Annotated in this window: 24 protein-coding genes and 1 pseudogene; 8 read left to right on the top strand and 17 right to left on the bottom strand. The window is 68.7% G+C overall.

Annotated elements, in window-relative coordinates; genetic code table 11:
* Positions 1–3 precede the first annotated feature (3 nt).
* A complete protein-coding gene (locus C4B30_RS30330) occupies positions 4–840 on the top strand; it encodes an FTR1 family iron permease (protein ID WP_027785633.1) in 837 nt (278 codons plus the stop codon).
* A gap of 77 nt (positions 841–917) precedes the next feature.
* Here C4B30_RS30330 and C4B30_RS30325 read toward each other — a convergent pair whose 3' ends face one another.
* The 9 genes and pseudogenes from C4B30_RS30325 to C4B30_RS30285 all read right to left on the bottom strand — a co-directional run bounded on the left by C4B30_RS30325 (position 918) and on the right by C4B30_RS30285 (position 8,059).
* Positions 918–1,136, bottom strand: a complete 219-nt coding sequence (locus C4B30_RS30325) for a hypothetical protein (protein WP_027785632.1) — start codon at positions 1,134–1,136, stop codon at positions 918–920.
* Complete coding sequence (locus C4B30_RS30320) at positions 1,136–1,600, bottom strand: hypothetical protein (protein WP_027785631.1); 465 nt, start codon at positions 1,598–1,600, stop codon at positions 1,136–1,138. The genes C4B30_RS30325 and C4B30_RS30320 overlap by 1 nt, the downstream gene beginning before the upstream one ends.
* A gap of 67 nt (positions 1,601–1,667) precedes the next feature.
* Positions 1,668–1,988 carry a helix-turn-helix domain-containing protein gene (locus tag C4B30_RS30315; RefSeq protein ID WP_027785630.1) on the bottom strand — a complete coding sequence of 107 codons (321 nt, stop codon included), beginning with the start codon at positions 1,986–1,988 and terminating at the stop codon, positions 1,668–1,670.
* Positions 1,984–2,340 (bottom strand): annotated as a pseudogene (locus tag C4B30_RS30310) (type II toxin-antitoxin system RelE/ParE family toxin); the annotation flags it as partial. The pseudogene C4B30_RS30310 and the gene C4B30_RS30315, both read right to left, overlap by 5 nt.
* A gap of 134 nt (positions 2,341–2,474) precedes the next feature.
* Positions 2,475–4,292 (bottom strand): glutamine--fructose-6-phosphate transaminase (isomerizing), encoded by a 1,818-nt coding sequence (glmS, locus tag C4B30_RS30305; protein ID WP_027785628.1) that lies wholly within the window; start codon positions 4,290–4,292, stop codon positions 2,475–2,477.
* A gap of 54 nt (positions 4,293–4,346) precedes the next feature.
* Positions 4,347–5,708: a bifunctional UDP-N-acetylglucosamine diphosphorylase/glucosamine-1-phosphate N-acetyltransferase GlmU gene (gene glmU / locus C4B30_RS30300; RefSeq protein ID WP_027785627.1), complete on the bottom strand. Its 1,362-nt coding sequence runs from the start codon at positions 5,706–5,708 to the stop codon at positions 4,347–4,349.
* A gap of 135 nt (positions 5,709–5,843) precedes the next feature.
* Positions 5,844–6,839: a tRNA 2-thiocytidine(32) synthetase TtcA gene (ttcA, locus tag C4B30_RS30295; protein ID WP_027785626.1), complete on the bottom strand. Its 996-nt coding sequence runs from the start codon at positions 6,837–6,839 to the stop codon at positions 5,844–5,846.
* Positions 6,836–7,240, bottom strand: coding sequence for a dihydroneopterin aldolase (locus C4B30_RS30290; protein WP_027785625.1), 405 nt, complete (start codon positions 7,238–7,240; stop codon positions 6,836–6,838). Before C4B30_RS30290 ends, ttcA begins: the two co-directional genes overlap by 4 nt.
* Positions 7,241–7,315: 75 nt before the next feature.
* Entirely contained in the window at positions 7,316–8,059 is a 744-nt protein-coding gene (locus tag C4B30_RS30285; RefSeq protein WP_027785624.1) for an SDR family oxidoreductase, read from the bottom strand.
* Positions 8,060–8,072: 13 nt separating this feature from the next.
* On the opposite strand from C4B30_RS30285, the gene C4B30_RS30280 reads away from it, so the two are divergent.
* Both C4B30_RS30280 and C4B30_RS30270 read left to right on the top strand, forming a co-directional pair.
* On the top strand, positions 8,073–9,263 hold the full coding sequence (locus C4B30_RS30280) for a class I SAM-dependent methyltransferase (RefSeq protein WP_027785623.1): 1,191 nt from the start codon (positions 8,073–8,075) through the stop codon (positions 9,261–9,263).
* A gap of 296 nt (positions 9,264–9,559) precedes the next feature.
* The gene (locus C4B30_RS30270) at positions 9,560–9,754 is read left to right on the top strand and encodes a DUF2905 domain-containing protein (protein WP_011546377.1); all 195 of its coding nucleotides are present in this window, start codon (positions 9,560–9,562) and stop codon (positions 9,752–9,754) included.
* Between the two features lie 25 nt (positions 9,755–9,779).
* Here C4B30_RS30270 and C4B30_RS30265 read toward each other — a convergent pair whose 3' ends face one another.
* The 6 genes from C4B30_RS30265 to C4B30_RS30235 form a co-directional block, all read right to left on the bottom strand.
* Complete coding sequence (locus C4B30_RS30265) at positions 9,780–10,001, bottom strand: hypothetical protein (protein WP_027785622.1); 222 nt, start codon at positions 9,999–10,001, stop codon at positions 9,780–9,782.
* A gap of 113 nt (positions 10,002–10,114) precedes the next feature.
* Positions 10,115–11,023 carry a carbohydrate kinase family protein gene (locus C4B30_RS30260; RefSeq protein WP_027785621.1) on the bottom strand — a complete coding sequence of 303 codons (909 nt, stop codon included), beginning with the start codon at positions 11,021–11,023 and terminating at the stop codon, positions 10,115–10,117.
* Positions 11,020–12,300, bottom strand: a complete 1,281-nt coding sequence (locus C4B30_RS30255; RefSeq protein ID WP_027785620.1) for an AGE family epimerase/isomerase — start codon at positions 12,298–12,300, stop codon at positions 11,020–11,022. The genes C4B30_RS30260 and C4B30_RS30255 overlap by 4 nt, the downstream gene beginning before the upstream one ends.
* Positions 12,297–13,316 carry a LacI family DNA-binding transcriptional regulator gene (locus C4B30_RS30250; protein ID WP_027785619.1) on the bottom strand — a complete coding sequence of 340 codons (1,020 nt, stop codon included), beginning with the start codon at positions 13,314–13,316 and terminating at the stop codon, positions 12,297–12,299. The genes C4B30_RS30255 and C4B30_RS30250 overlap by 4 nt, the downstream gene beginning before the upstream one ends.
* Positions 13,317–13,705: 389 nt before the next feature.
* Positions 13,706–15,556 carry an EAL domain-containing protein gene (locus C4B30_RS30245; protein ID WP_027785618.1) on the bottom strand — a complete coding sequence of 617 codons (1,851 nt, stop codon included), beginning with the start codon at positions 15,554–15,556 and terminating at the stop codon, positions 13,706–13,708.
* A 303-nt stretch (positions 15,557–15,859) separates the two neighbouring features.
* Entirely contained in the window at positions 15,860–16,888 is a 1,029-nt protein-coding gene (locus tag C4B30_RS30235) for a bile acid:sodium symporter family protein (protein ID WP_027785617.1), read from the bottom strand.
* 346 nt (positions 16,889–17,234) lie between these two features.
* Here C4B30_RS30235 and C4B30_RS30230 point away from each other — a divergent pair, with 346 nt between their 5' ends.
* From C4B30_RS30230 to C4B30_RS30220, 3 genes are all read left to right on the top strand, one after another.
* The gene (locus tag C4B30_RS30230; protein WP_027785616.1) at positions 17,235–17,726 is read left to right on the top strand and encodes a hypothetical protein; all 492 of its coding nucleotides are present in this window, start codon (positions 17,235–17,237) and stop codon (positions 17,724–17,726) included.
* Between the two features lie 345 nt (positions 17,727–18,071).
* Positions 18,072–19,148, top strand: a complete 1,077-nt coding sequence (locus tag C4B30_RS30225) for a porin (RefSeq protein ID WP_027785615.1) — start codon at positions 18,072–18,074, stop codon at positions 19,146–19,148.
* Positions 19,149–19,331: 183 nt separating this feature from the next.
* Complete coding sequence (locus C4B30_RS30220) at positions 19,332–20,294, top strand: LysR family transcriptional regulator (protein WP_027785614.1); 963 nt, start codon at positions 19,332–19,334, stop codon at positions 20,292–20,294.
* A gap of 115 nt (positions 20,295–20,409) precedes the next feature.
* Here C4B30_RS30220 and C4B30_RS30215 read toward each other — a convergent pair whose 3' ends face one another.
* Complete coding sequence (locus C4B30_RS30215) at positions 20,410–21,369, bottom strand: NAD(P)H-dependent flavin oxidoreductase (protein ID WP_027785613.1); 960 nt, start codon at positions 21,367–21,369, stop codon at positions 20,410–20,412.
* A gap of 239 nt (positions 21,370–21,608) precedes the next feature.
* On the opposite strand from C4B30_RS30215, the gene C4B30_RS30210 reads away from it, so the two are divergent.
* Entirely contained in the window at positions 21,609–22,505 is an 897-nt protein-coding gene (locus C4B30_RS30210; RefSeq protein ID WP_027785612.1) for an alpha/beta fold hydrolase, read from the top strand.
* Positions 22,506–22,586: 81 nt separating this feature from the next.
* Here the strand turns inward: C4B30_RS30210 and C4B30_RS30205 are convergent, their stop codons facing one another.
* The gene (locus C4B30_RS30205) at positions 22,587–23,078 is read right to left on the bottom strand and encodes an Lrp/AsnC family transcriptional regulator (protein WP_027785611.1); all 492 of its coding nucleotides are present in this window, start codon (positions 23,076–23,078) and stop codon (positions 22,587–22,589) included.
* 112 nt (positions 23,079–23,190) lie between these two features.
* On the opposite strand from C4B30_RS30205, the gene C4B30_RS30200 reads away from it, so the two are divergent.
* Positions 23,191–24,093 carry a DMT family transporter gene (locus C4B30_RS30200; protein ID WP_027785610.1) on the top strand — a complete coding sequence of 301 codons (903 nt, stop codon included), beginning with the start codon at positions 23,191–23,193 and terminating at the stop codon, positions 24,091–24,093.
* The last annotated feature ends 46 nt before the right edge of the window (positions 24,094–24,139 follow it).

Genomic DNA, 24,139 nt, shown 5'->3' with positions numbered 1-24,139 from the left:
GACATGCTGTCTACTGCCCTGATCGTCTTTCGTGAAGTGCTCGAGGCCGCGCTGGTGGTCTCGATCGTGATGGCCGCCACGAAGGGCGTGCCGCGGCGCGGCTGGTGGGTGGGCGGCGGGCTGGTCGGCGGCGTGATCGGCGCCGGCCTGATCGCGGCGTTCGCCGACGTGATCTCGCAATGGGCGTCCGGCATGGGCCAGGAAGTCTTCAACGCGGGCGTGATGTTCGTCGCGACGCTGATGCTTGCGTGGCATTGCATCTGGATGAGCCGGCACGGTCGCGAAATGGCGCTGCACATGGGCGAGGTCGGCCGGGCGGTCGCGGCCGGCAGCCGGCCGCTGACCGGGCTCGCGATCGTGGTCGGCGTCGCGGTGCTGCGCGAGGGTTCCGAGGCCGTGCTGTTCCTGTACGGGATCGCGGCGGGCGATCCGGGGCAGACGCCGCAGATGATCGCCGGCGGGCTGCTCGGCGTGCTCGGCGGCGCGGGGCTCGGCTACGCGATGTATGCGGGCCTGCTGCAGATTCCGTTGAAGCGCCTGTTCTCCGTCACCAACGGGCTGATCGTGCTGCTCGCCGCGGGCATGGCGAGCCAGTGCGTCGGCTTCCTGCTGGCCGCCGGCCTCGTGCCGTCGTGGGGCGATGCGGTCTGGGACACGTCGTGGCTGCTCAAGGAGTCGAGCATCGTCGGCAAGGCGCTGCATACGCTGATCGGCTATACCGCGCGTCCGGCGGGCATCCAGATCGCCGCGTACGTCGCGACGCTCGCGGCGATCGTCGTGCTGGCACGGCTCGTCGGCCGGCCGCGGGAAACGGTGAGGCCACCGCACGCCGCGGTGTGAGCGTGCCGGATTCGAATGAAAGAAGGGGCGTCCATGACGCCCCTTCTTTCATTCCAGATGCATGCAGTCGGTGTCGGTCAGCAGTGGTTGTCGATCCACGCGCGCGCCCATTCGAGCCCCGCGTCGCGCGCGTCGTCTTCGGTGTCGAACACGCCGAGCACGCCCGACGCCTCGACGAGCCGGTTGTTCTGCGTGATCGTGCCGCTCGCCGCGAAACGCTCGGGCTGCATGATCTCCTCCTGCTGCAGGATCGCGTGGCCCCAGATCTGGTAGCCGCGGTAGGTCTGCGCTTCCATTATCGAGTCACCTCCGCGGAGCGGCCGTGCGTGCCGACCTGCAGCACGTTGCCGTCCGGCGTGTATTGACGCGGGATGTCGGAGAAGGCGAGCGCGCGCGTCGTGTCCGGTGCGGCGGGCTGCATCACCGTGAGACGCCCGGGCGCGGGTTGCGCGACGGGGCGCGGGGCGGCCGGGGTGTCGGTCGCGGCGGGCGCGCGGTGCGAGCCGGCTTTCATGGCCTGCGCGACGCGGCGCTTGTGCGGTTTCGCGGCGGCTTTCGGGGTGGCGCTCGCGTGCTTCTCCGCGCTCTTGCCGACGCGCGCGTCGGCGCCCGGGCGGGCGGCCGGTGTGCGGGCATCCGGCATGCGAGCCGCGGGTTGCCGCGCCTCGGGCGGGTTCCAGACCTCGACATAGTGCTCGGCGGCCCAGCCCGTCGACGCGAACGTCAGCGCCAGCACTCCGCATCCAAACAGTCTTACCATTGTCTCTCCGTCATATTCGTTGCGGCGCGTCCGGCCGGGCCGGCCATGTGCATTCGCGGAAGCCGGCTCAGGAGAACACCTCGAGCCCGTGTTTCTCGACGATCTGGAGCATGCGCGCGGCGATGCCGCTGGGCCGCTTGTCGCCCTGTTCCCATTGGCGGATCGTCGATGTCGTCGTGTTCAGGTAGAGCGCGAACACGCTCTGGCTGACGTTGACCGACTTGCGGATGCGGGCGATCGCTTCCGGGTCGAATTGCGGCGCGGCTTCGATGCAGAGATCGTCGTATTCCCGCATCGTCTTCTTGTCGATCAGGTTGGCGCGATAAAGCCCCGACGCGGCGCCGTGGATCGCCTCCGTCGCGTCGCTCTTGAATCGACTCTTGGCCATTGCAACTCTCCACAAGCTCTTTCAGTGCGACCAGCGTCGCGATGTCGCCGTCGGCGTGTCGACCGACGTCCGGCGCCAGCTTTCTGAAGGCGCGCAGTTCGCGTGCGTCGATGTCGTCGCGACCGCATTTCGCGAACAGGAACACCCACGTGTGCCCGACCTTGCCCAGCACGATCCCGCGTTGCCGATTCCCGTCGAGGCGCTTCTTCCAGACGTTCCCGCCCAGATCGACGCCCTGCCCGCGGGCTAGCTCCCGCACCGCGCGGCAGAGCTCGCCATCGGCGATTCCCGCTTTCCCGGCTGCCTTGTGAAACCATCTCGTCCTGAAGACGCGTCGTACGGAAGCAGACATGTCGAGCCGGTCGAGTCAGCACGGGATTATATACCACTACGTGGTACATAATTCGACCTGGCCGAATGGCCTCCCGCACGCCGATACGACGTCCGGACGGGCCGGCGACGGCCCGGCCGGCCAGACAGACAGCCTTACTCCACCGTCACCGATTTCGCGAGGTTCCGCGGCTTGTCGACGTCGGTGCCGCGCGCGCACGCGGTGTGATACGCGAGCAGTTGCAGCGGCACGACGTGCAGGATCGGCGACAGTTGCCCGTAGTGCTCCGGCATCCGGATCACGTGCAGGCCGTCGTCGTTGACGATCTGCGTGTCGGCATCGGCGAACACGTACAGCTCGCCGCCGCGCGCGCGCACTTCCTGCATGTTCGATTTCAGCTTCTCGAGCAGCGTGTCGTTCGGCGCGACCGTGACGACCGGCATCGCTTCCGTGACGAGCGCGAGCGGCCCGTGCTTCAGTTCGCCGGCCGGATAGGCCTCCGCGTGGATGTACGAGATTTCCTTCAGCTTCAGCGCGCCTTCGAGCGCGATCGGGTAGTGCAGCCCGCGGCCGAGGAACAGCGCGTTTTCCTTGCGCGCGAATTCCTCCGACCACGCGATGATCTGCGGCTCGAGCGCGAGCACGCTGTTCAGCGCGGCCGGCAGGTGGCGCAGCTCCTTCAGGAATTGCGTCTCCTGAGCGGCATCGACGTGCCCGCGCAGCTTGCCGAGCGTCGCGGCCAGCACGAACAGCGCGACGAGCTGCGTGGTGAACGCCTTCGTCGACGCGACGCCGATTTCGGTGCCCGCGTGCGTCAGGAACTGCATTTCGGTCAGGCGCACCATCGCGCTCGTCGCGACGTTGCAGACCGCGAGCGTATGCGTATGGCCGAGCGATTGCGCATGCTTGAGCGCCGCGAGCGTGTCGGCCGTCTCGCCCGATTGCGAGATCACGAGCACGAGCTGGCGCGGGTTCGGTACCGACTCGCGGTAGCGGTATTCGCTGGCGATCTCGACCTGGGTCGGGATCTTCGCGATCGATTCGAGCCAGTACTTCGCGGTGAGGCCCGAGTAGTAGCTCGTGCCGCACGCGAGGATCAGCAGGCTGTCGATCTGCGCGAACGCGGCGGGCGCGGCGTCGCCGAACAGCGTCGCGTCGAACGCTTCCGTCTGCGGCACGGTGTCGCCGATCGCGCGCGGCTGCTCGAAGATTTCCTTCTGCATGAAGTGGCGATAGGGCCCGAGCTCGACCGCGCCGCCGTATGCGCTGACGACGCGGATCTCGCGCTGCACGGTGGCGCCGTGGCGATCGACGATCGTCACGCCGTCGAGCGACAGCTCGCACACGTCCCCTTCCTCGAGGAACGTGAAGCGGTCGGTGCTGCCGGCGAGCGCGAGCGCGTCGGACGCGAGGAAGTTCTCGCCGTCGCCGTGGCCGACGACGAGCGGCGAACCCTGGCGCGCGCCGACGACGGTGTGCGGCTGGTCCTTGTGGATCACCGCGATCGCATACGCGCCGTGCAGCTGCCGAATGGCTTCGCGCACGGCGTCGAACAGGTTGCCGCGGTACACGCTGTGCACGAGGTGCGCGATCACTTCGGTGTCGGTCTGCGACACGAATTCGTAGCCCTTCGCGCGCAGCGCGTCGCGCAGCGGCTCGAAGTTCTCGATGATGCCGTTGTGCACGAGCGCGAGCGCGCCCGACGAGAAGATCGGGTGCGCGTTGTGCGTGACGGGCGCGCCGTGCGTGGCCCAGCGCGTGTGTGCGACGCCGGTCGTGCCTTCGAGGTGCGTGTCGCGCACCTGCGCGTCGAGGTCGGCGACGCGTGCGACGCTGCGCGCGCGCTTCGGTGCGCCGGGTTCGAGCACGGCGACGCCGCACGAGTCGTAGCCGCGGTATTCGAGGCGCCGCAATCCTTCGATCAGCACCGGGACGATATTACGTTGCGCAACTGCGCCGACAATGCCGCACATGTATGGTCAATCCTGTCAGTCGAAGCGGGCGCCGTGCGGGCGCCCGCAAAAGGTTCAGCTCTTCTTCTTGACCGGGCGGACGTAGCCGCTCTTCGCGGTCTGCGTCTTCTCGTTCAATGCGAGGACGCCTTCGGCGACGTCCTTCCAGATCGTCGTGCCGGCGGCGATCGTCACGCCGCGGCCGACGCGCACGGGCGCGACGAGCTGCGTGTCGGAGCCGACGAACACGTCGTCCTCGATCACGGTGCGGAACTTGTTCGCGCCGTCGTAGTTGCAGGTGATCGTGCCCGCGCCGATGTTCACGCGCGCGCCGATGTCGGCGTCGCCGATGTACGTGAGGTGGTTCGCCTTCGAGCCGTGGCCGATCACCGCGTTCTTCACCTCGACGAAGTTGCCGACGTGCGCTTCGTCCGCGAGCCGCGCGCCGGGGCGCAGCCGCGCGTACGGGCCGATCACGGTGTGCGCGCCGAGTTCGGCGCCGTCGATGTGCGAGAACGCGTCGATGCGCGTGCCCGCGCCGACCGACGCGTTGCGGATCACGCAGTTCGCGCCGATCGTCACGTTGTCGGCGAGCGTCACGTTGCCTTCGAACACGCAGTTCACGTCGATCGATACGTCGCGGCCGCAGCGCAGCGTGCCGCGCACGTCGACGCGGGCCGGATCGGCGAGCGTGACGCCGTCGACGAGCAGCGCATCGGCGACGTTACGCTGGTGAATGCGTTCGAGCTCCGCGAGCTGCGCCTTGCTGTTCACGCCGAGCGTTTCCCATTCGTCGTCGGGCTGCGACGTGACGACCTCGAAGCCGGCCTCGATCGCGAGTTCGACGACGTCGGTCAGGTAGTACTCGCCCTGCGCGTTTTCGTTCTTCAGCGCACCGAGCCACATCGACAGCTGGGCCGTCGGCGTGACGATGATGCCGGTGTTGATCTCGGCGATCTTCAATTCTTCCGGCGCCGCGTCCTTCTGCTCGACGATGCGCGTGACGAAGCCGGACGCGTCGCGCACGATGCGGCCGTAGCCGGTCGGGTCGTCGAGCGTGACGGTCAGGATCCCGTAGCGGCCCTCGCGCGCGGCATCGACGAGACGCTGCAGCGTCGACGCACGCGTGAGCGGCACGTCGCCGTACAGCACGAGCGTCGGCTGGGCGGGATCGAGAAGCGGCAGCGCCTGGCGGACCGCATGGCCGGTACCGAGCTGCTCGGCCTGCACCGCGAACTGGACGTCGGGTGCGGCGACGGCGGCCTGGACCTGCTCGGCGCCGTGGCCGACGACGACGACGAGCCGGGACGGCTGCAGCGTGCGCGCGGTGTCGATGACGTGGGAGAGGAGCGGCCTGCCGGCCAGGGGGTGAAGCACTTTCGGCAGCGCGGAACGCATGCGCTTGCCGGTGCCTGCCGCCAAAATCACGATATTCATGGCGCGCGCTTGGTCAGGGAGTTCGAAGCCGTCCATTTTAGCACGCGGCCCCCGCCGTTCCGGGCCTGCCGCGGCGGCCGCGCCACGCCGGAAAGGGCGCTCGGCGCCCGGTTCCGGCGGGTGTTCCAGCCCTGCTTACAGGTCGTCGAACTGGACGATCGAGATCGGTCGGGCGGCGCCCGGCGCCGCCGGGTCGTCGCCCGACGCGCACGGTTCCTCGTCGAACGCGATGTCGCCTTGCGGATCGGCTTCGCCCGTCGCGCGCAGCGACTGGAACGGGTACAGCGTCGTGTCCATCAGGTGCGACGGCACGACCTTCGCGAGCGCGTTGAACATGTTCTCGACGCGGCCCGGGAAGCGTTTGTCCCATTCGCGGATCAGCGCCTTCATTTCCGCGCGCTTCAGGTTCGGCTGGCTGCCGCACAGGTTGCACGGGATGATCGGGAATTCGCGCAACTCCGCGTATTTCTCGAGATCGGTTTCCTTCACGTACGCAAGCGGGCGGATCACGATGTTCTTGCCGTCGTCCGACTGCAGCTTCGGCGGCATCCCTTTCAGCTTGCCGCCGTAGAACATGTTGAGCAGCAGCGTCTGCACGATGTCGTCGCGGTGATGGCCGAGCGCGATCTTGGTCGCGCCGAGCTCGCCGGCCACGCGGTACAGGATGCCGCGGCGCAGCCGCGAGCACAGCGAGCAGGTCGTCTTGCCTTCGGGCACGAGCCGCTTGACGATGCTGTAGGTGTCCTGGTTCTCGATATGGAACGGGATGCCGACCTGTTTCAGGTATTCGGGCAGCACGTGCTCGGGGAAGCCCGGCTGCTTCTGGTCGAGGTTCACCGCGACGATGTCGAAGTCGATCGGCGCGCGCTCGCGCAGGCGCAGCAGCACGTCGAGCATCGCGTAACTGTCCTTGCCGCCCGACAGGCACACCATCACCTTGTCGCCCTGCTCGATCATGTTGTAGTCGCCGATCGCCTGGCCGACCTGGCGTGCGATCCGCTTGAACAGCTTGTTGTTCTCGTACGCTTCCTTCTGCTCGCGACGCGTCAGCGCCTGGCGGCCGGCCGGCGCGGCGGCGTCGTCCTGCGTGGCGGCATCGGCCGCCGTGTCGTTCATGTGGGGGGCGTTCATGCGCGCTCCTCGTCCTTGATGCGAAAGACTTCGACGCCGACGGCGTCGCAGTCCGGATAGGCGTCCGGTTTCTCGGTACGGACGCGTACCGCGCGCACGGCATCGTGCGCCAGCAGGTGCGCGGCGATCGAATCGCACAGCGTTTCCTGCAGGTGGATGTGGCCGCGCGCGAGGCACTGCGCGACGCTCTGCTTCATCAGGTCGTAGTCGACGACTTCGTGCAGCCGGTCGTCGACGGGCGTCGACTGGGCGAGCGGCACGAACAGGTCGACGTTGATGACGACGCGCTGCTCGCCGCGCTTCTCGTGTTCGAAGGCCCCGATGTTGATGTGCACCTCGTAGTCGCGCAGGTAGAGCCTGCGGCAATCCGCGAGGCGGGGGTGCAGGAGAGCGGAAAACATGGTCGTCCCAGTCAAATTGGCGTGCGCGCACGCAAAGCGGCGCGGGCGGCGGCGATCACGCCGCGCCCGCGCGGTTCATTCATTCGGGCCGGCGGCGGGCGGCACCAGGTGCTCGCCACCGTCGACGGTCAGCGTCGCGCCCGTCACGCCGGGCGCGCTCGCGAGATAGCAGGCGGCCGCCGCGATGTCGTCCGCGTGCGGCGCGTGGCCGCGCACGAGCGCCGCGACCCGCACCTTCGGCGCGAGCGCCAGCGCGAGCGCCGACGTCGCGCGGTTCAAGGCGGCCTGCATCAGCGCGTGCGACAGCTGCGCCGGTGCCGGGTGAAACAGGGCCTGATCCAGCACGTGGATCGCGCACGCGCGCAGCGCTTCGTGCTCGCACGCGGCGTCGGGCGTCGCATCGGCGAGCGCGCGAGCCAGCGCGAGCGGCGCCGTCACGTTGCGCGCGAGCGCGGCGGCGAGCGACGCGCCGTCCACCGTGTGCGCGTCGTCGGCGCCTGCGCTGGCGCTGACGAACACCCCGCACGTGGGCCGGCCGAGCGCTTCGCCGCATGCTGTGACGAGGGCCGCGGCATCGGCTTGCAGGGCCAGATCGGCGTCCAGCACGGCCGCGCGGCGGCCCAGCGCCGCGACTTCGGCGACGAGCGCGTCGGCGGCCGCGCGCGGCGCGCCGTGGCTGCGCTGCAGCGCGACGTCCCAGCCGCGGCGTGCGAAACCCGTCGCGAGCGCACGGCCGATCGACGCGGCGTCGGCCGCGCTGCCCAGGGCGCCCGTGACGAGCACCACGCGTTGGGGCGACGTATCGGCTGAAACGGTCATTTACAATGCCGGGATGAACCCGAAAGCTCACGAACCCGCTAGTTTACCTGCTCCCGGCCCTGACGCGCTCGCGCAGTCCGAAACCCTTGCCGCTCAATTGCGCGACGAGATCGTGGCGGCCGGCGGCTGGCTGCCGTTCGACCGCTTCATGGAGCGGGCGCTGTATGCGCCGGGCCTCGGCTACTACAGCGGCGGCGCGCGCAAGTTCGGGCGCCGCGCCGACGACGGCAGCGACTTCGTCACCGCCCCCGAGCTGTCGCCGCTGTTCGCGCGCACGCTCGCGCAACCGGTGGCCGAGGCGCTCGCGGCGAGCGGCACGCGCCGCGTGATGGAGTTCGGCGCGGGCACCGGCAAGCTCGCGGCCGGGCTGCTCGCGGCGCTCGACGCACTGGGCGTCGAACTCGACGAATACCTGATCGTCGACCTGTCCGGCGAATTGCGCGAACGGCAGCGCGACACGATCGAGGCCGCAGTGCCGGCGCTGGCCGCGAAGGTGCGCTGGCTCGACGCGCTGCCCGAGCGGTTCGACGGCGTCGTGGTCGGCAACGAAGTGCTCGACGCGATGCCGGTGCGGCTGTTCGCGAAGGCGGACGGCGCGTGGCGCGAGCGCGGCGTCGCGCTCGACGCGCGACAGGCGTTCGTGTTCGACGACCGGCCGGTCGGCGCAGCCGGCCTGCCGGCGGTGCTCGCGGCGCTCGACGTCGGCGACGGCTACGTGACCGAGACGCACGAGGCGGCGCTCGCGTTCACGCGCACCGTGTGCACGATGCTCGCGCGCGGCGCGGTGCTGCTGGTCGACTACGGTTTTCCGGCGCACGAGTATTACCACCCGCAGCGCGACCGCGGCACGCTGATGTGCCACTACCGTCACCACGCGCACGACGATCCGTTCATATACCCGGGCCTGCAGGACATCACCGCGCACGTCGAATTCACCGGCATCTACGACGCGGGCGTCGCGACCGGCGCCGATCTGCTCGGCTACACGTCGCAGGCGCGCTTCCTGTTGAACGCGGGCATCACCGACGCGCTGGCCGCGATCGACCCGTCCGACGTCCGCGCCTTCCTGCCGGCCGCGAACGCGGTGCAGAAGCTGATTTCGGAGGCCGAGATGGGCGAGCTGTTCAAGGTGATCGCGTTTTCGCGCGGGATCGACGGCACGCTCGACGCGTTCGCGCGCGGCGACCGCTCGCACGTGCTCTGACGGGGCTGGGGCCTGTTTCCATATGGAACGCGCATGCGAATGCCCGAAATCGCTCGTAGGGCAAGGAGTGAGGAGCGCCGTTTGGCCGCGCCAAACAAGCGACGAGCGACGCCGCCATACGGGCGATTTCGGGCATTCCCGTGACATGATTTTTTTAATTTGGGGTTGCCACGAGAACGGCCGCTCGCCGCGTTGCGCTCCTTGCGAATACGTCAAGTATTCGCGGCGTCGCGCGCCTCGCGAGCGGCCGTTCTCGTGGCAACGCATGCGCGTTCCATATGGAAACAGGCCCTAGCATGCTGCGCTGGCTATTGACGACGTTCATCGCGGTGATGATCCTGACGCGCTGCTGGCCGTGGCTCGGCAAGCTCGGCATCGGGCGGATGCCGGGCGACGTCACGCTGACGCTCGGCGGGCGGCGCTACCCGTTCCCGTTCATGTCGACGCTGGTGCTGACGATGCTGGTATCGATGGTGGCGCGGCTGCTCTGAGCCGCGCCGAACAGAGGGGCGCGCGTCACAGCTCGATTTCGCCGAGGATCCGGTGCGCGAGCGCCTTCGCCTCGTCGAACGCTTCTTCCTCGCTGGGGCTCGTCGAGTGGACGTCGTAGCGCATGTTCTCGGTGTCGTCCCCGTCGTCGCGCGCGAGGATCACGTAACCCTGGAACTGCCCGTTGCCCGCATGCTGGGTATGCGCCTTGGCCGTGTAGATGCCTTTCGTGAACGTGTTGGTGTCCATCGAGGTCTCCCGCAAAAAGGACACTTCATCGTAGCACTGCGGCGCAGCATGGTGAGCGCGGTTTATCGGTGACCGATCAGCGCCGGCCACCGCTCCTTCCTCGTTCCGTTCCTTCAACCTTCGAGCAGCGCGACGACCTCGTCGAGCGTCGGCGCGTGCGCGCCCGTGTGCCGGCACGCGGCGGCGCCGGCCGCCAGCGCGAACGCCAGATGCTCGCGCCAGCCGCGCTGCGGCGCGGCCATCAGGCTGAACAGCAGGCCGCCGATCGACGCGTCGCCCGCGCCGACGGTGTCGGCCACCTCGACGGGCGGCGGGCTGGCCTCGTGCACGTCGCCGTCCGCATGGAGCGTCGCGGCCTGCGCGCCGCGCGTGACGAGCACGGCCGCCCGCGGGTTCAGCGCGCGTACCGCCGCGATCGCGTCGGGGCCGTCGCCGTCGAACAGGTGCCGCAGGTCTTCATCGGACACCTTGATCAGGTCGGCGAGGGCGGCCATCTTCTCCAGCGTCGGCCGGTACGCGGCCGTCATCAGGTTGCGCACGTTCGGATCGAAGCTGATCTTCACGCCGCGCGCGTGCAGGTCGGCCGCAAGCGCGATCAGCGTGCCCGCGAGCGGCTCGCGCACGAGGCTGATGCAGCCGAAATGCGCCCACTTCACGTGATCGGTCCAGCCGGCCGGCAGCCGCGCGGGATCGAACGCGAGGTCGGCGCTCGCTTCGCCGATGAAGAAGTACGCGGGCGGGCGCGTCTCGTGGACGATCGCGAGCAACGGCGGCCGCGCGACGCGCTGCAGGAAGCGCAGGTCGAGCCCGGCCGCTTCGCTCGCATGCCACAGCACGTCGGAGAAGCAGTCTTCGCCGATCGAGCCGGCGAGCGCGCTCGGCACGCCGAGCCGCGCGACCGCGCGCGCGACGTTCCAGCCGGCGCCGCCCGGCACCGACGTCCACTGCGCGTCGCCCGCGCGCACCATGTCGGTCAGGATGTCGCCCGCCGACACGAAAGCCGGAAACGTGCCGCCGCTCATTGCGTCGGCTCGCTGCGTTGCGTGCGCGCGAGGGTCGCGAGCACGTCGTAGCATGCGCCCATCGTGTGATAGTCGGTCTTGCCGGCCGGGCTCTTCTCGTCGCTGTACTTGCGGTTGTCGCAGGTGAGGATCCGGTACCACGCGCCGTAGCGGTGATCGACGAAATGCGCCCAGCTGTAGCGCCAGATCTCGTCGTACCAGTCCCAGAAGCGCTCGCTGCCGGTGCGCGCGCCGAGCATCGCGGCCGCCGCGAAGGTTTCCGCCTGCACCCAGAAATACTTGTTGTGGTCGCAGATCGTGAAGTCGGGGCCGAAGCCGTAGCAGAGGCCGCCGTGATCGGCGTCCCACGCGTGGGTGAGCGCCGCGTCGAACAGTTCGGCCGCGCGCGGCGCGAGCCAGTCGAGCGGGCGGTGCCGCTCGAGGATCAGCAGCAGCTTCGCCCATTCGGTCTGATGCCCGGGCTGGAAGCCCCACGGACGGAAGATGTTCGAGCTGTCTTCCTTGTTGTAGTCCCAGTCGATCGACCAGTCCGCATGGTAGTGCTCCCATACGAGCCCGCCCGACAGCGCGGCCTGGCGCTGCGTGATGTTGCTGGCGAGCTTTTCCGCGCGATCGAGGTACGTGAGATGGCCGGTCGCCTCGTAGGCGGCGAGCAGCGCTTCCGTCATGTGCATGTTCGCGTTCTGGCCGCGATACGACGACACGTTCCAGTTGGGCGTCGCGTCGTCTGCATACAGGCCCGCGGCCGCATCCCAGAAGCGGTGCTCGGCGAGCTCGTAGGTTGCGGCGATCAGCGGGCGCGCTTCGTCGATGCCGGCCATCGTCGCGTGCGCGGCCGCGAGCAGCACGAACGCGAGCCCGTAGCAGTGGCGCGTGCCGTCGAGCGTCGCGCGCTTCGCGCCGTCGCGCCAGTCGAGTTCCCAGTCGTAGCCTTGCAGCGCGTCGTCCCAGTGCGCGTCGCGCAGGAAGCGCAGCCCGTGGCGCGCGTAGTCGAGATGGCGCGGATCGCCGAAATGGCGGTACGCCATCGCGTAGTTGAAGACGAACCGGCAGGTGCTGACGAGGTGGCGCGACGTGCGGTTGTAGATGGTGCCGTCGTCGCGGAAGTAATGGTAGAAGCCCCCCGTCGGGTCGAATGCGTGGGTCGCGTAGAAGCGCAGCGTGTCTTCGATGTGCGACAGCAGGAACGACGGGTCGCGGAAGCTCGCGACGAACGGGGCGGCTTGTGCTTGGCCGAGCGGCGCGGCGGCGCGGGATTGGACCGGGGGCATGTTCATGATTCTTGGACCGTGGCGATATCGAGTGCCGGGGAGCTGGCGGGCTGGCTGCTGGCCCGCACGATCAGCTCGACGGGCAGGGAAATCTCGGTGCGCTCGGGCGATTCCGCGAGCAGCAGCTCGACGCCGCGGCGGCCGAGCGCTTCCTTGTCGACCGCGAGCGTCGTGAGCGGCGGGCTCGCGTGCGCGGCGGCCGGGATGTCGTCGAAGCCGACGATCGCGATGTCGTCCGGAATCCGCAGGCCGCGCGCGATGCACACGCGCTGCGCGGCCAGCGCCGCCGCGTCGTTGTACGCGAACACGGCTTCCGGGCGCGGGCCGGGCGCGTCGAGCAGTTGCTCCATCGCCCGTGCGGCGCCGGTGTCGGGGTCGAGCCCCGCGTCGATCGTCACTTCGTAGGCCGGATCGAACAGCCGCCCGGCTTCGAAGAACGCGCGCCGATAGCCGATCGCGCGCTGCGCGATGCTGTAGTGCGCGGCCGAACCGCCGATGAAGGCGATCCGCGAGCGGCCGGTGGCGAGCAGATGGCTCATCGCGAGCGCCGCGCCCGTCGCGTTGTCGATGTTGACCGAGCGCAAGCCGGGCGCCCACAGGTCGATCAGCACGAGCGGCCGGCCGGTGGCGGCGAGCGCCTCGATCGTCTCGGGCTCGATGAAGCCGGCGACCGCGATCGCGTCGGGCGCGTGCGGGCGCATCTGGCGCAGCACGTCGTCGTTCGGGCCGACCGTGAGCAGCGTCGGCACGATGCCGCGCTCGCGGCACGCGTCCTCGACGCCGTGCAGCACGTGCGAGAAGAACGGGCTCGCGGGAAAGCGGTTGTGCTGGCGGTGCAGCAGGAACGTGAGCCGGCGGATGCGCGGCCGCAACTGCGCGGAATCGTAGCCGAGCTGCCGCGCGATCTCGACGATGCGCGCACGCGTGGCCTCGGACAGGCCGGGCTGGTTTTTCAGCGCGCGGGAGACGGTGCCGATCGAAACCTCTGCCGCCCGCGCCACATCGCGAATGGTCGTACCCATCGTTCGGGGTCCGTTTGTTTAGGGTGGAAGCGATTGTATAGTAAAACGTATCGCGGAATTCGGGCCGGATAACCGGGGAATACCCGAAAGTAACGGCTTTTTAGGCGCTAATCTGCGAAAACGCCGTTACTAAAAATACTAAACAAAACGAGAAAAAGGCAAGGTGGGCGTGCGGATGTCCGGCGATGGCCGCGGAGCGTGGGAGAAAGCGGCGGCAGCCGGTGCGTGCGCCGCGGGCCAGCATGAGGGCTCGGCGCGCCGCGGCCTGCGCGTGCGACGGCGGCAAGCCGTTGCGCCACGGCCCGAGCTTGCACCGGACGGGGACGGGCATCGGGCCGGTCGCCTGGTGCGCGGGCGTTTTGCGTGCGCACCCAATGGCCATCCTTCGTTCAGCCCGTCGCCATCGCCGTTGCCACGGCCGGCGGTTCGCCGCGATGGCGCAGTGCGGCGCGGCCGGCATCGAGGTCGACGACCGCGAGCCCGTCCGGCTGCTGCTTCGCCCGCCGCTTCGCGAGCGCCGCGACCGACGCGATTTCGTCGCTGCCGTAACGTTTCGCGCCGTGCGCGCCGGCCGGCACGCCGACCGCGCCGATCGCCATCGTCACGAAGCCGAAGAACGCCGGGTTGCCGTGGCGATCCTCGCCGTGCAGCCCGCCCGCCTGCCGGTCGGCCTGCGTGTAGAAGAGTTGCGCGCCGTCGTTGAAGCGCGCGATCGCGTCGGCGGCGCGCTCGCGCCAGTCGTCGCGCTGGAACAGCACGAGGAAATCGTCGCCGCCGACGTGGCCGAGAAAGTCGCGCTGCGGATCGCACACGCCGGCCAGCACCGTCGCGGCGAACTTCAGCACTTCGTCGCCCTGCCAGTAGCCGTACTGGTCGTTGAACGGCTTGAACTGGTTCAGATCGACGTAGCACGCATGAAAGCCGGCGTCGCGCTTGAGCAGGCGGTCGATGTGCGCGCTGATCGGGATATTGCCGGGCAGGAACGTCAGCGGATTCGCGTAGCGCGCGGCCTCGATGCGCATCTCGGTCACCGCGCGCACGAGGCTCTCGCCGGTGCCGAGCCCGACGTAGCGGCCGTGTTCGGTGATCACGAAGCCGTCCGCGAGATAGCGCTGGTCGTGGCTCGCGAGCAGCATCGCGAGTTGCTCGAACGTGGTCGCGTTGTCGATCATCAGCGGCGCATCGTTGGCGAACTGCAGGCACGGCTTCTTCCCGAACACCTCGCGGTGATAGGGCAGCGCGAAACGGTCGATGAAGCCGCGGCGGTTCACGAGCGCGACGGGCCGCCCGCGCTCGACGAGCGCCACCGCGTGCAGGTCGGGCATCCGGTTGAACAGCTCGAGCACGTCGTTGCTGGTCGCGTCGCGCGGCAGCGCCGGGGCGGGCACGAGCATCTTCCCGGCGATCGTGCCGGCCGGCCGCACCGCGCGCGTCACGCCGGGAAACACCGCGATGTGCGGCGCGCGGATCGCGTCGCGCGCGGCCGGCGCGACTACTCGCGACGGCTGCGCGTTCGGCCGGCCGAGCAGGAAGCCCTGCACGCAGCAGATGCCCATGTCGCGCACGACGATCAGGTCGCATTCGTTCTCGATGCCTTCCGCGATCAGCTTAGCGCCGCTCGCGTGCGCGAAGTGCTGCATCGCCTTCACGGCCTCGAACTTGAGCGGATCGCGCGAGATGTCGTGGATGAAGAAGCGGTCGATCTTCACGACGTCCGGGTGCAGGCGCAGCCACAGGTTCATGCTCGCGTTCGCGGTGCCGTAGTCGTCGAGCGCGAACTGGACGCCGGCGTCGCGCAGCGACGCGACCGCCGGCCCGATGTGCGCGACGTCGGTGGTCGCGTTCTGCTCGGTGAGCTCGATCACGATGCGCTCGGCGCCGATCCGCGCGCGGCCGAGGAACTGGCGTGCGCGCTCGCGTTCGCTGGCGAGCGTGAGGATCGTGCCCGCGCTGAAATTGAGGAACAGCTTGCCGTCGCAGTCGAGCGCCGCGAACGCGTCGAGGCAGGTGAGCGCGGCGGCCCGTTCGAGCGCGATGGTTTCGCCTTCGCGCGCGGCCTGCGCGAACAGTGCGGCGGGCGGCTCGAGGTCGGTGCCGCTTGGCCCGCGGATCAGCCCTTCGTAACCGACGACCGTCCCCGAGCCGAGATCGACGATCGGCTGGAAAACGGCGGCGAGCGCGCGATCCGCGATCAGACGCGTGGTGCGGGCGACAGCGGGATCGGAGTGGAGCGCGGGCATGGGCGAGGGTAGCCGAATCGACGGGACGCCCAGCTTAACGGCACCGCTCGCGGAGAATTGAATGAAGATTTCGTGACGCGATGGGCGTTGCTGGTGCATCGCGCTGGACGGGGCTGGGGGTGGAAGGGGCGGTGGATGGGAAGCGGGAAGCGGCAGGCGCCAGGCGGCAGGCGAGAGGCGAGAGGCGAGAGGCGAGAGGCGAGAGGCGAGAGGCGAGAGGCGAGAGGCGAGAGGCGAGAGGCGAGAGGCGAGAGGCGAGAGGCGGAAAGCCGCCGGCAGCGGCCATCGCGCCCCCCGGACGCATCAGCGCTTGCTCGTGCTCAGCGCGCCGGACGCGGCCGTCGTGCCGCCCTCGTGCTCGCCGCTCGTGTCGCGTGCGCCCCAGCGCTGCGCGAGCGCCGCGCACGCCATCAACTGGATCTGGTGGAACAGCATCAGCGGCAGCACGATCGCGCCGACCGCGTTCGCCGAGAAGATCACCTTCGCCATCGGCACGCCGGCCGCGAGGCTCTTCTTCGATCCGCAGAAAATGATCGTGATCTGGTCGGCCCGGTTGAAGCCGAGCCGCTTGCTGACGAACGCGGTCAGCAGCAGCGCGATCGCGAGCAGCACGAGGTTGACGACGAGCAGCCCGCCGAGCGCGCGCGGCGGAATCTGGCGCCACAGCCCCTCGTTGACGGCCTCGCTGAACGCGACGTAGACGACCAGCAGGATCGAGCCCTGATCGACGAAGCGCAGCACGCCGCGATTGCGGTCGATCCAGCCGCCGATCACGGGCCGCAGCAACTGCCCGGCGATGAACGGCACGAGCAGCTGCATCACGATGCTGCCGACGGTGCTCCACGGCGACGCGGCCGCGGCCGACTGCGACGTGATCATCAGCCCGACGAGTGCCGGCGTGACGAAGATCCCGAGCAGGCTCGACGCCGATGCCGCGCACACGGCGGCCGGCACGTTGCCCTTCGCGATCGACGTGAACGCGATCGACGACTGGACCGTCGACGGCAGCGTGCACAGGAACAGCACGCCCGCATACAGCGTCGGCGTGACGAGCGGTTGCAGCACGGGTTTCAGCGCGAGGCCGAGCAGCGGGAACAGCGCGAACGTGCTGAGCAGCACGACCGCGTGCAGCCGCCAGTGCGTCGCGCCCGCGACGACGGCTTCGCGCGACAGTTTCGCGCCGTGCAGGAAAAACAGCAGGCCGACGGCGACGTTGGTCGCCCAGTTGAACGCATGGGCGGCCGGGCCGCGGCAGGGCAGCAGGCTCGCGAGCACGACGGTGCCCACGAGCACGAGCGTGAAGTTGTCGGGAAGAAAACGGGGACGGGCCATCGGGAACTCGAATCGGAAGCGGCGAAAGCGCGCGTCGCGCGCGCGAATGACGCCATTGTCCCGGTTGGCGATTCACTACACAAATTCATTGTGTGAATCGATTGATGAATCGATCGCATGAAGCGGCGGCCGGCGCGCCTGCCCGGCCAGGCCGGAAACCGCAGAAGAATGTTCTGTCGCGATCGCGCGCCGAAGCGAAAAAACCTAGCAGTAACATGGTGTTACACCGATGCCGGCGACATAACACTTTTTGGCTCGACACACTTTCGCCCCGCTCATAAATTACTGCTGAAAGCCTTGGGTCGGCCGAAAGGAGCCGACGGCGGGCGTGGATGGGCACGGAACGATGACGGAACGGCTGAAACGGAAGATCGGACGATGGGCGGCAGGCGTGCTCGGCGCGCTGCTGATGCCGCTCGCGCTGGCCCAGCCGCCCCACGGCGGTCACGGGTTCGGCGGCCAAGGCTTCGGCGGCGGCGACATGCGCGCGTACGGTCAGCCGGCAGGCGGCTCCGTCGGCGGCCCGGTCTGGCGCCGCGTTCCTCCGCCTGCCGGCGTGCATCCCGGCGGCGTGAACGGCTCCGGCTCCCGCTGGGGGCTGCGCCCGACGCCGTCGTACGGCCATTACGCCGCGCAAAGCCCATATCGGCCGATCAGCGCCGAAGTCCGCCAGATGCCGCGCCCGCCGGGCGGCGGCAACGTCCCGCTGCGGGCCGGCTCGATCCGCGCCGACGTCGCCCGCTACAACGAGGAGCGCGGCGGCCGCCCGATGCCGCCGCCCCGCTCGCAGGAAGAGTCCGCGCACTCGCCTTCTTTCTCCCCGTTCTACCGAAACTGAGCGCCCCGGCGCTCGTCCCCTTGCCGGCTGATGCGAATTCGCCACAGTCGCGCGCAGATTTCCGCTGATTTTCCCGCCGCATTGCGCTATCTTTCGCGCCCGGCACGCGCATGCCACGCCGCCGCTCGCCCGTGCGACCGCGTTCGCGCCGGGCCGCCGCCGTGCATCCGGCCATGGATACATTCCGCGAAGTTAATGCTGGCGCTATACCAGCAATAAGTGTGCGCAATTTTGGCCGGACGAATGATCCGTAAAGATGGCTGCGCCCCATACGACGCAAGCACTCGGCTCCAAACAACAACGCTCGCGCCACTTATCGACTATTCGACAAAACCTGGAGATCCCATGAAAGCATTCGCCCGCCGTGCGTCGCGCACGTCCGTCAAGCTGATCGCCGCAGCCGCCTGCGTGGCGGCCGCCGCACCCGTCCACGCGCAGTCGAGCGTCTCGCTCTACGGTCAGGTCGACGAATGGGTCGGCGCCACCAAGTTCCCGGGCGGCGATCGCGCATGGAACGTGTCGGGGGGCGGGATGTCGACGTCGTACTGGGGCCTGCACGGCGCCGAGGATCTGGGCAGCGGCTACAAGGCGATCTTCACGCTGGAGAGCTTCTTCCGTGCGCAGAACGGCCAGTACGGCCGCTTCCAGGGCGACACGTTCTTCGCGCGCAACGCGTACGTCGGCATCAGCTCGCCGTACGGCACGGTGACGGCAGGCCGCCTGACGACGCACCTGTTCCTGTCGACGATCCTGTTCAACCCGTTCTACGACTCGTACACCTTCTCGCCGATGGTGTACCACGTGTTCCTCGGCCTCGGCACGTTCCCGACCTATCCGAGCGACCAGGGCGCGGTCGGCGATTCGGGCTGGAACAACGCGCTGTCGTACACGTCGCCTTCGTTCGGTGGCCTGAATTTCGGCGCGATGTACGCACTCGGCAACCAGGCCGGCGACAACCGTTCGAAGAAGTGGAGCGCGCAGTTCAACTACGCGAACGGCCCGTTCGCGGCGACCGCCGTGTATCAGTACGTGAACTTCAACAACGGCCCGCAGGATCTGAGCGCGCTCGTGACCGGCATGAAGAGCCAGGGTATCGCGCTGGTCGGCGCGACCTACGACCTGAAGCTCGTGAAGCTGTTCGGCCAGTACATGTATACGAAGAACGACCAGGTTGCGGGCAGCTGGCACGTGAACACCGCGCAGGGCGGCGTGTCGGTGCCGATCGGCGTGGGCAACGCGATGGCGTCGTATGCGTACTCGCGCGACGCGGGCGGCCTCGACCAGACGCGCCAGACCTGGGCCGTCGGCTACGACTATCCGCTGTCCAAGCGCACCGACGTCTACGCGGCCTACATGAACGACCACATCAGCGGCCTGTCGACCGGCAACACGTTCGGCGCAGGCATCCGCGCGAAGTTCTGACGCGCCCGCGCGATCGGTGCGGCGGCCGCGCGCGTCGATCGCGCGTGCCCGCTGCATGGTTTCCCGCCCGAAACGGCGCCGCCACCCGCGGCGCCGTTTTGCCTTTCTTGACCTTTCTGTTTCCTCGCCTTTGTTACCCTATCCCGTAATTGGTTGATTCCCCCGGGATTGCGAGCTAGTTCGATGGATACCCTCGTCAGCATGAATGTGTTTCGCTACGTCGTCGAAGTGGGCAGCTTCGTCGGCGCGGCGGAGCGCATGCAGATGTCGGCGGCGATGGCGAGCAAGCACGTGATGCACCTCGAGCAGCAGCTCGGCGCGCGGCTGCTGCATCGCACGACACGACGCGTCGCGCCGACCGAGGCGGGACGCGAATACTACGAGCGCCTCGTGCAGGCGCTGTCCGAACTCGACGAAGCCGGCCAGGCCGTCGGCGCCGCGAGCGTGGTGCCGCAGGGCAGGCTGCGCGTGACGTCGTTGTCCGCGTTCGGGCTGCGGCACGTGATGCAGGCCGTCACCGATTACGCGGGCCGCTTCCCGGACGTGACCGTCGACATGACGCTGTCCGATCGCGTGGTCGACCTGATCGAGGAAGGCTACGACGTCGCGGTGCGCGCGGCGCCGAACGGATTGAAATCGTCGTCGCTGGTCGCGCGGCAGATCGCGACCGCGCACATCCTGCTGGTCGCGTCGCCCGAGTATCTCGACAAGCGCGGCACGCCCCAGACGATCGCCGATCTCGCGCACCACAATTACCTGCGGCGCGATTCGAATTCGACGATGCTCGATTCGCTGGTGATCGACGCGGCCGCCGCGTCGCGCGTGAGCCTGAACGGCAACCTGATCGTGAACCATCTCGAAGGGCTGCGCGCAGCCGTGCTCGCCGGTGCGGGCATCGCGCTGCTCGGCACCGAAGTGGTCGGCGACGACATCGAATCGGGCCGGCTCGTGCCGTTGCTGCTCGATTCGGTGTCGCCGCACGAGGCGCCGATCTATGCGGTGTACGCGAGCCGTCGTCACGTATCCGCGAAGGTGCGCTCGTTCGTCGATTTCCTGGCCGCGCGTTTCGAAGGGCAGTCGCTGTGCCCGTCGATCGAATCGCACCTGCGCGTGCTGCCGATCACTCGGATGAAGCGCGCGGTCTGAGCCGTGCCGTCCGCCGCGGCGGGGCAATAAAAGAGCGCGAACCGTTGCGGTTCGCGCTTTTTTTTGGGGTTCGACGCGCTCGCGCCGCTGGCGGCCGCGACGGCCGCCGCCTCCGTCAGCGCGGGATGCCGAGCCGCGCCTTCGCGTCGTCGTACTCGCGCTTGAGCCGCTCCACGAGCGCGCCCACGCTCGGCAGGTCGTCCATCAGGCCGACGCCCTGGCCGGCGCCCCAGATGTCCTTCCACGCCTTCGTCTTGTCGCTGCCGAAATTCATCTTGGTCTTGTCGGATTCCGGCAGCGCGTCCGGATCGAGGCCGGCCTTCGCGATGCTCTCGCGGATGTAGTTGCCGTGCACGCCCGTGAAGAGGTTCGTGTAGATGATGTCCGACGATTTCGCGTTCAGGATCGCGTGCTTGTAGTCGTCGATCGCATGCGCTTCCTGCGTCGCAATGAAACGCGTGCCCATGTACGCGAAGTCGGCGCCCATCGCCTGCGCGGCGAGAATCGAGCCGCCGTTCGCGATCGAGCCGGACAGCACGATCGGGCCGTCGAAGATCTTGCGGACTTCGCCGACCAGCGCGAACGGCGACGTCGTGCCCGCGTGGCCGCCCGCGCCGGCCGCGACGAGGATCAGCCCGTCGACGCCGGCTTCGAGCGCCTTCTGCGCGTGGCGCAGGTTGATCACGTCGTGCAGCACGATGCCGCCGTAGCCGTGCACCGCGTCGACGATTTCGCGCGCCGGCGCGCGCAGGCTCGTGATGAAGATCGGCACCTTGTGCTCGACGCACACGCGCACGTCGTGCTCGAGCCGCGCGTTCGACTGGTGGACGATCTGGTTGACCGCGATCGGGCCGATCACCGCATCGGGATTTTTTGCCCGATGGTCGGCGAGTTCCGACTGGATCTGCGTGAGCCACTCGTCGAGCAGTTCGGCCGGGCGCGCGTTGAGCGCGGGGAACGAACCGACGATGCCCGCCTTGCATTGCGCGAGCACGAGTTCGGGGTAGCTGACGATGAACATCGGCGACGCGATGACGGGCAGCGTCAGGTTCTGCAGGACGGTGGGCAATGCCATGTGATGTCTCCAGTCTCCGGGGGCGTTGCGGTCGAACGATCGATTCGAGTGTAGCGCCGCGATCGGTTGTTCATATTAATACGAACGGTCGTGCGATTCTACGCGAGCTTAACAAATTCCGCGGTGTGCCGGCAATCGAGTGAGTGTTCTCTTTCTACGGTTTCGGGCGGTTACGCCGCTCTGAAGACGCACCGGCGCTTCTAAAATAGCCGCCATAACAAACCAACGAGAAACAAACCATGTCGTTTGAGGCGTTTGCACCGTTTCGCGTGACGGTGCAGGACACCGACATTTTCGGTGTCAAAGGAGGCGCGGGTCCGCCGCTGCTGTTGCTGCACGGACATCCGCAGACTCACATGATCTGGCATCGCGTTGCCGCGACGCTCGCGAATCACTTCACGGTGATCGCCACCGACCTGCGCGGCTACGGCGCATCGGGCCGGCCGCCGAGCGACGCGCAGCACACGCCGTATTCGAAACGGGCGATGGCGGCCGACCAGGTCGCCGTGATGCGGCATTTCGGTTTCGAGCATTTCCACGTGTGCGCGCACGATCGCGGCGCGCGGGTCGCGCACCGGCTCGCGCTCGATCACGCGGATGCCGTCGAGCGGATGATGCTGCTCGACATCGCGCCGACGCTCGCGATGTACGAGAAAACCGATCGCGCGTTCGCGACCGCGTATTTCCACTGGTTCTTCCTGATCCAACCCGAGCCGCTGCCCGAGACGCTGGTCGGCGCGCATACCGATGCGTACATCGAGCGCGTGATGGGCAACCGGTCGGCCGGGCTCGCGCCGTTCGCGCCTGAGGCGCTCGACGCGTACCGGGCGGCGCTCGCGCAGCCCGGCGCCGTGCACGCGATGTGCGAGGACTACCGCGCGTCGGCGACGATCGATCTCGAGCGCGACCGTGCGGATCTCGAACGCGGCAACAAGGTCGCGTGCCCACTGCGCGTGCTGTGGGGCGAGCACGGCGTCGTCGGCCGCTGCTTCGATCCGCTCGACGAGTGGCGGCGCGTCGCGCGCGACGTCAGCGGCCGCGCGCTCGACTGCGGGCACTACATTCCGGAAGAGGCGCCCGTCGCGCTGATCGACGAACTGCTCGCGTTCTTCGACGCGCGCGAGCCGGCCGTGTGACCGCGGGTGCGGGCGGCGCGTGCCGCCCGCGGTTCGGTGATGCGCGCCGTGTGCGGCCAGGCGACGTGGGCCGCCCGCGGCTCAGCGGTGCGCGTGGTCGTCTTCGACGAGCGGCGGCAGGCGCCGCGGCACGGGCGTCGATTTCACGATCGCGGTGCTCGTCTCCGCGCGCTCCGTCACCTTCGACAGGATGTCGTCGAGGTGCTCGATCGTCCGCAGGTAGAGCCGGCAGATGAAGCAGTCGTCGCCGGTGACCTTGTCGCATTCGACGAATTCGGGAATCCGCCGCAGCAACTCCTCGACCAGGTGCAACTGGCCCGGCAGCGGCTTCACGCGGACGATCGCCTGCAGCGTATAGCCGAGCGCGCGCGGGTCGAGCTCGACGGTGAACGCGGCAATCACGCCTTGCGCCTCGAGCCGCCGCACGCGGTCGGCGGTCGCGGGCGCCGACAGCCCGATCTGCCGCGCGAGTTCGCTGGTCGCGAGGCGTGCGTCGTCGGCCAGCGCGGCGAGGATCGCGCGGTCGGTCGCGTCGAGCGACGCGACGGCGGGTGGGGAAAGGCGTTTCGGCATGATCGCTTTGCTTTCGAAGGTGAATCGGCTGATTCACTTCAGTTTAGCCGTGGTTCCGGCGAAAGCAAGTTTCTAGAATCGAAGTCATCCACTCTCTTCAACGGAGTTCATGATGGCCTCGAATGAAATGCGCCGCGGCGCCGCCGAGATGATCGTCGCGATGCTGATGTCCGGCACGATCGGCTGGCTCGTGATGTCGTCGCGGCAGCCGCTGACCAATGTCGTGTTCTTCCGCTGCCTGTTCGGCGCGGCGACGCTCGCGATCGTCTGCGCGGCGTTCGGCTTCCTGCGCCGCTCGCTGTTCTCGCCGCGGATGCTCGCGCTCGCGACGCTCGGCAGCGTCGCGATCGTCGCGAACTGGCTGCTGTTGTTCGCCGCCTATTCGCGCGCGTCGATCTCGATGGCAACCGCCGTCTACAACACCCATCCGTTCATGCTCGTCGCGCTCGGCGCGATCGTGTTCCGCGAGCGGATCACCGCGTCGACGGTTGCATGGCTCGCGCTCGCGTTCGCCGGGCTCGTGTTCGTGGTGCGCGTCGAGCCGGCGGTGCTCGCGGTGCCCGGCGAATATCTGGAAGGCGTCGCGCTGTCGCTCGGTGCGGCGTTCCTGTATGCGATCTCGTCGATCGTCACGAAGCACCTGAAAGGCACGCCGCCGCATCTGCTCGCGTTGCTGCAGGCCGGCCTCGGCATCCTGCTGCTCGCGCCGTTCGCGCACTTTGGCACGCTGCCGGCGACGGCCGGACAATGGCTCGACCTGATCGTGCTCGGCGTCGTCAACACGGGGCTGATGTACGTGCTGCTGTACGGCGCGATCCAGAAGCTGCCGACCGCGATGACGGGCGCGCTGTCGTTCGTCTATCCGGTCGTCGCGATCGTCGTCGATCGCGTCGCGTTCGGGCAGACGCTCGCATGGACGCAGGTGTTCGGCGCGTTGCTGATCCTGCTCGCGGCGGCCGGCGTGAACCTCGGCTGGCGCATCGTGCCCGCGCGTCGCGCGGCGATCGGCAACTGAAACGGTCGTACGATTCGGCGCGGCGGCGCGCTCGCGCCTCACCCGG

The sequence above is a fragment of the Burkholderia sp. BE12 genome (genome assembly GCF_002959955.1).
Lineage (GTDB): Bacteria > Pseudomonadota > Gammaproteobacteria > Burkholderiales > Burkholderiaceae > Burkholderia.
The sequence above is the reverse complement of the archived record's forward strand: the minus strand, read 5'-3'. Positions and strand labels throughout refer to the sequence as shown.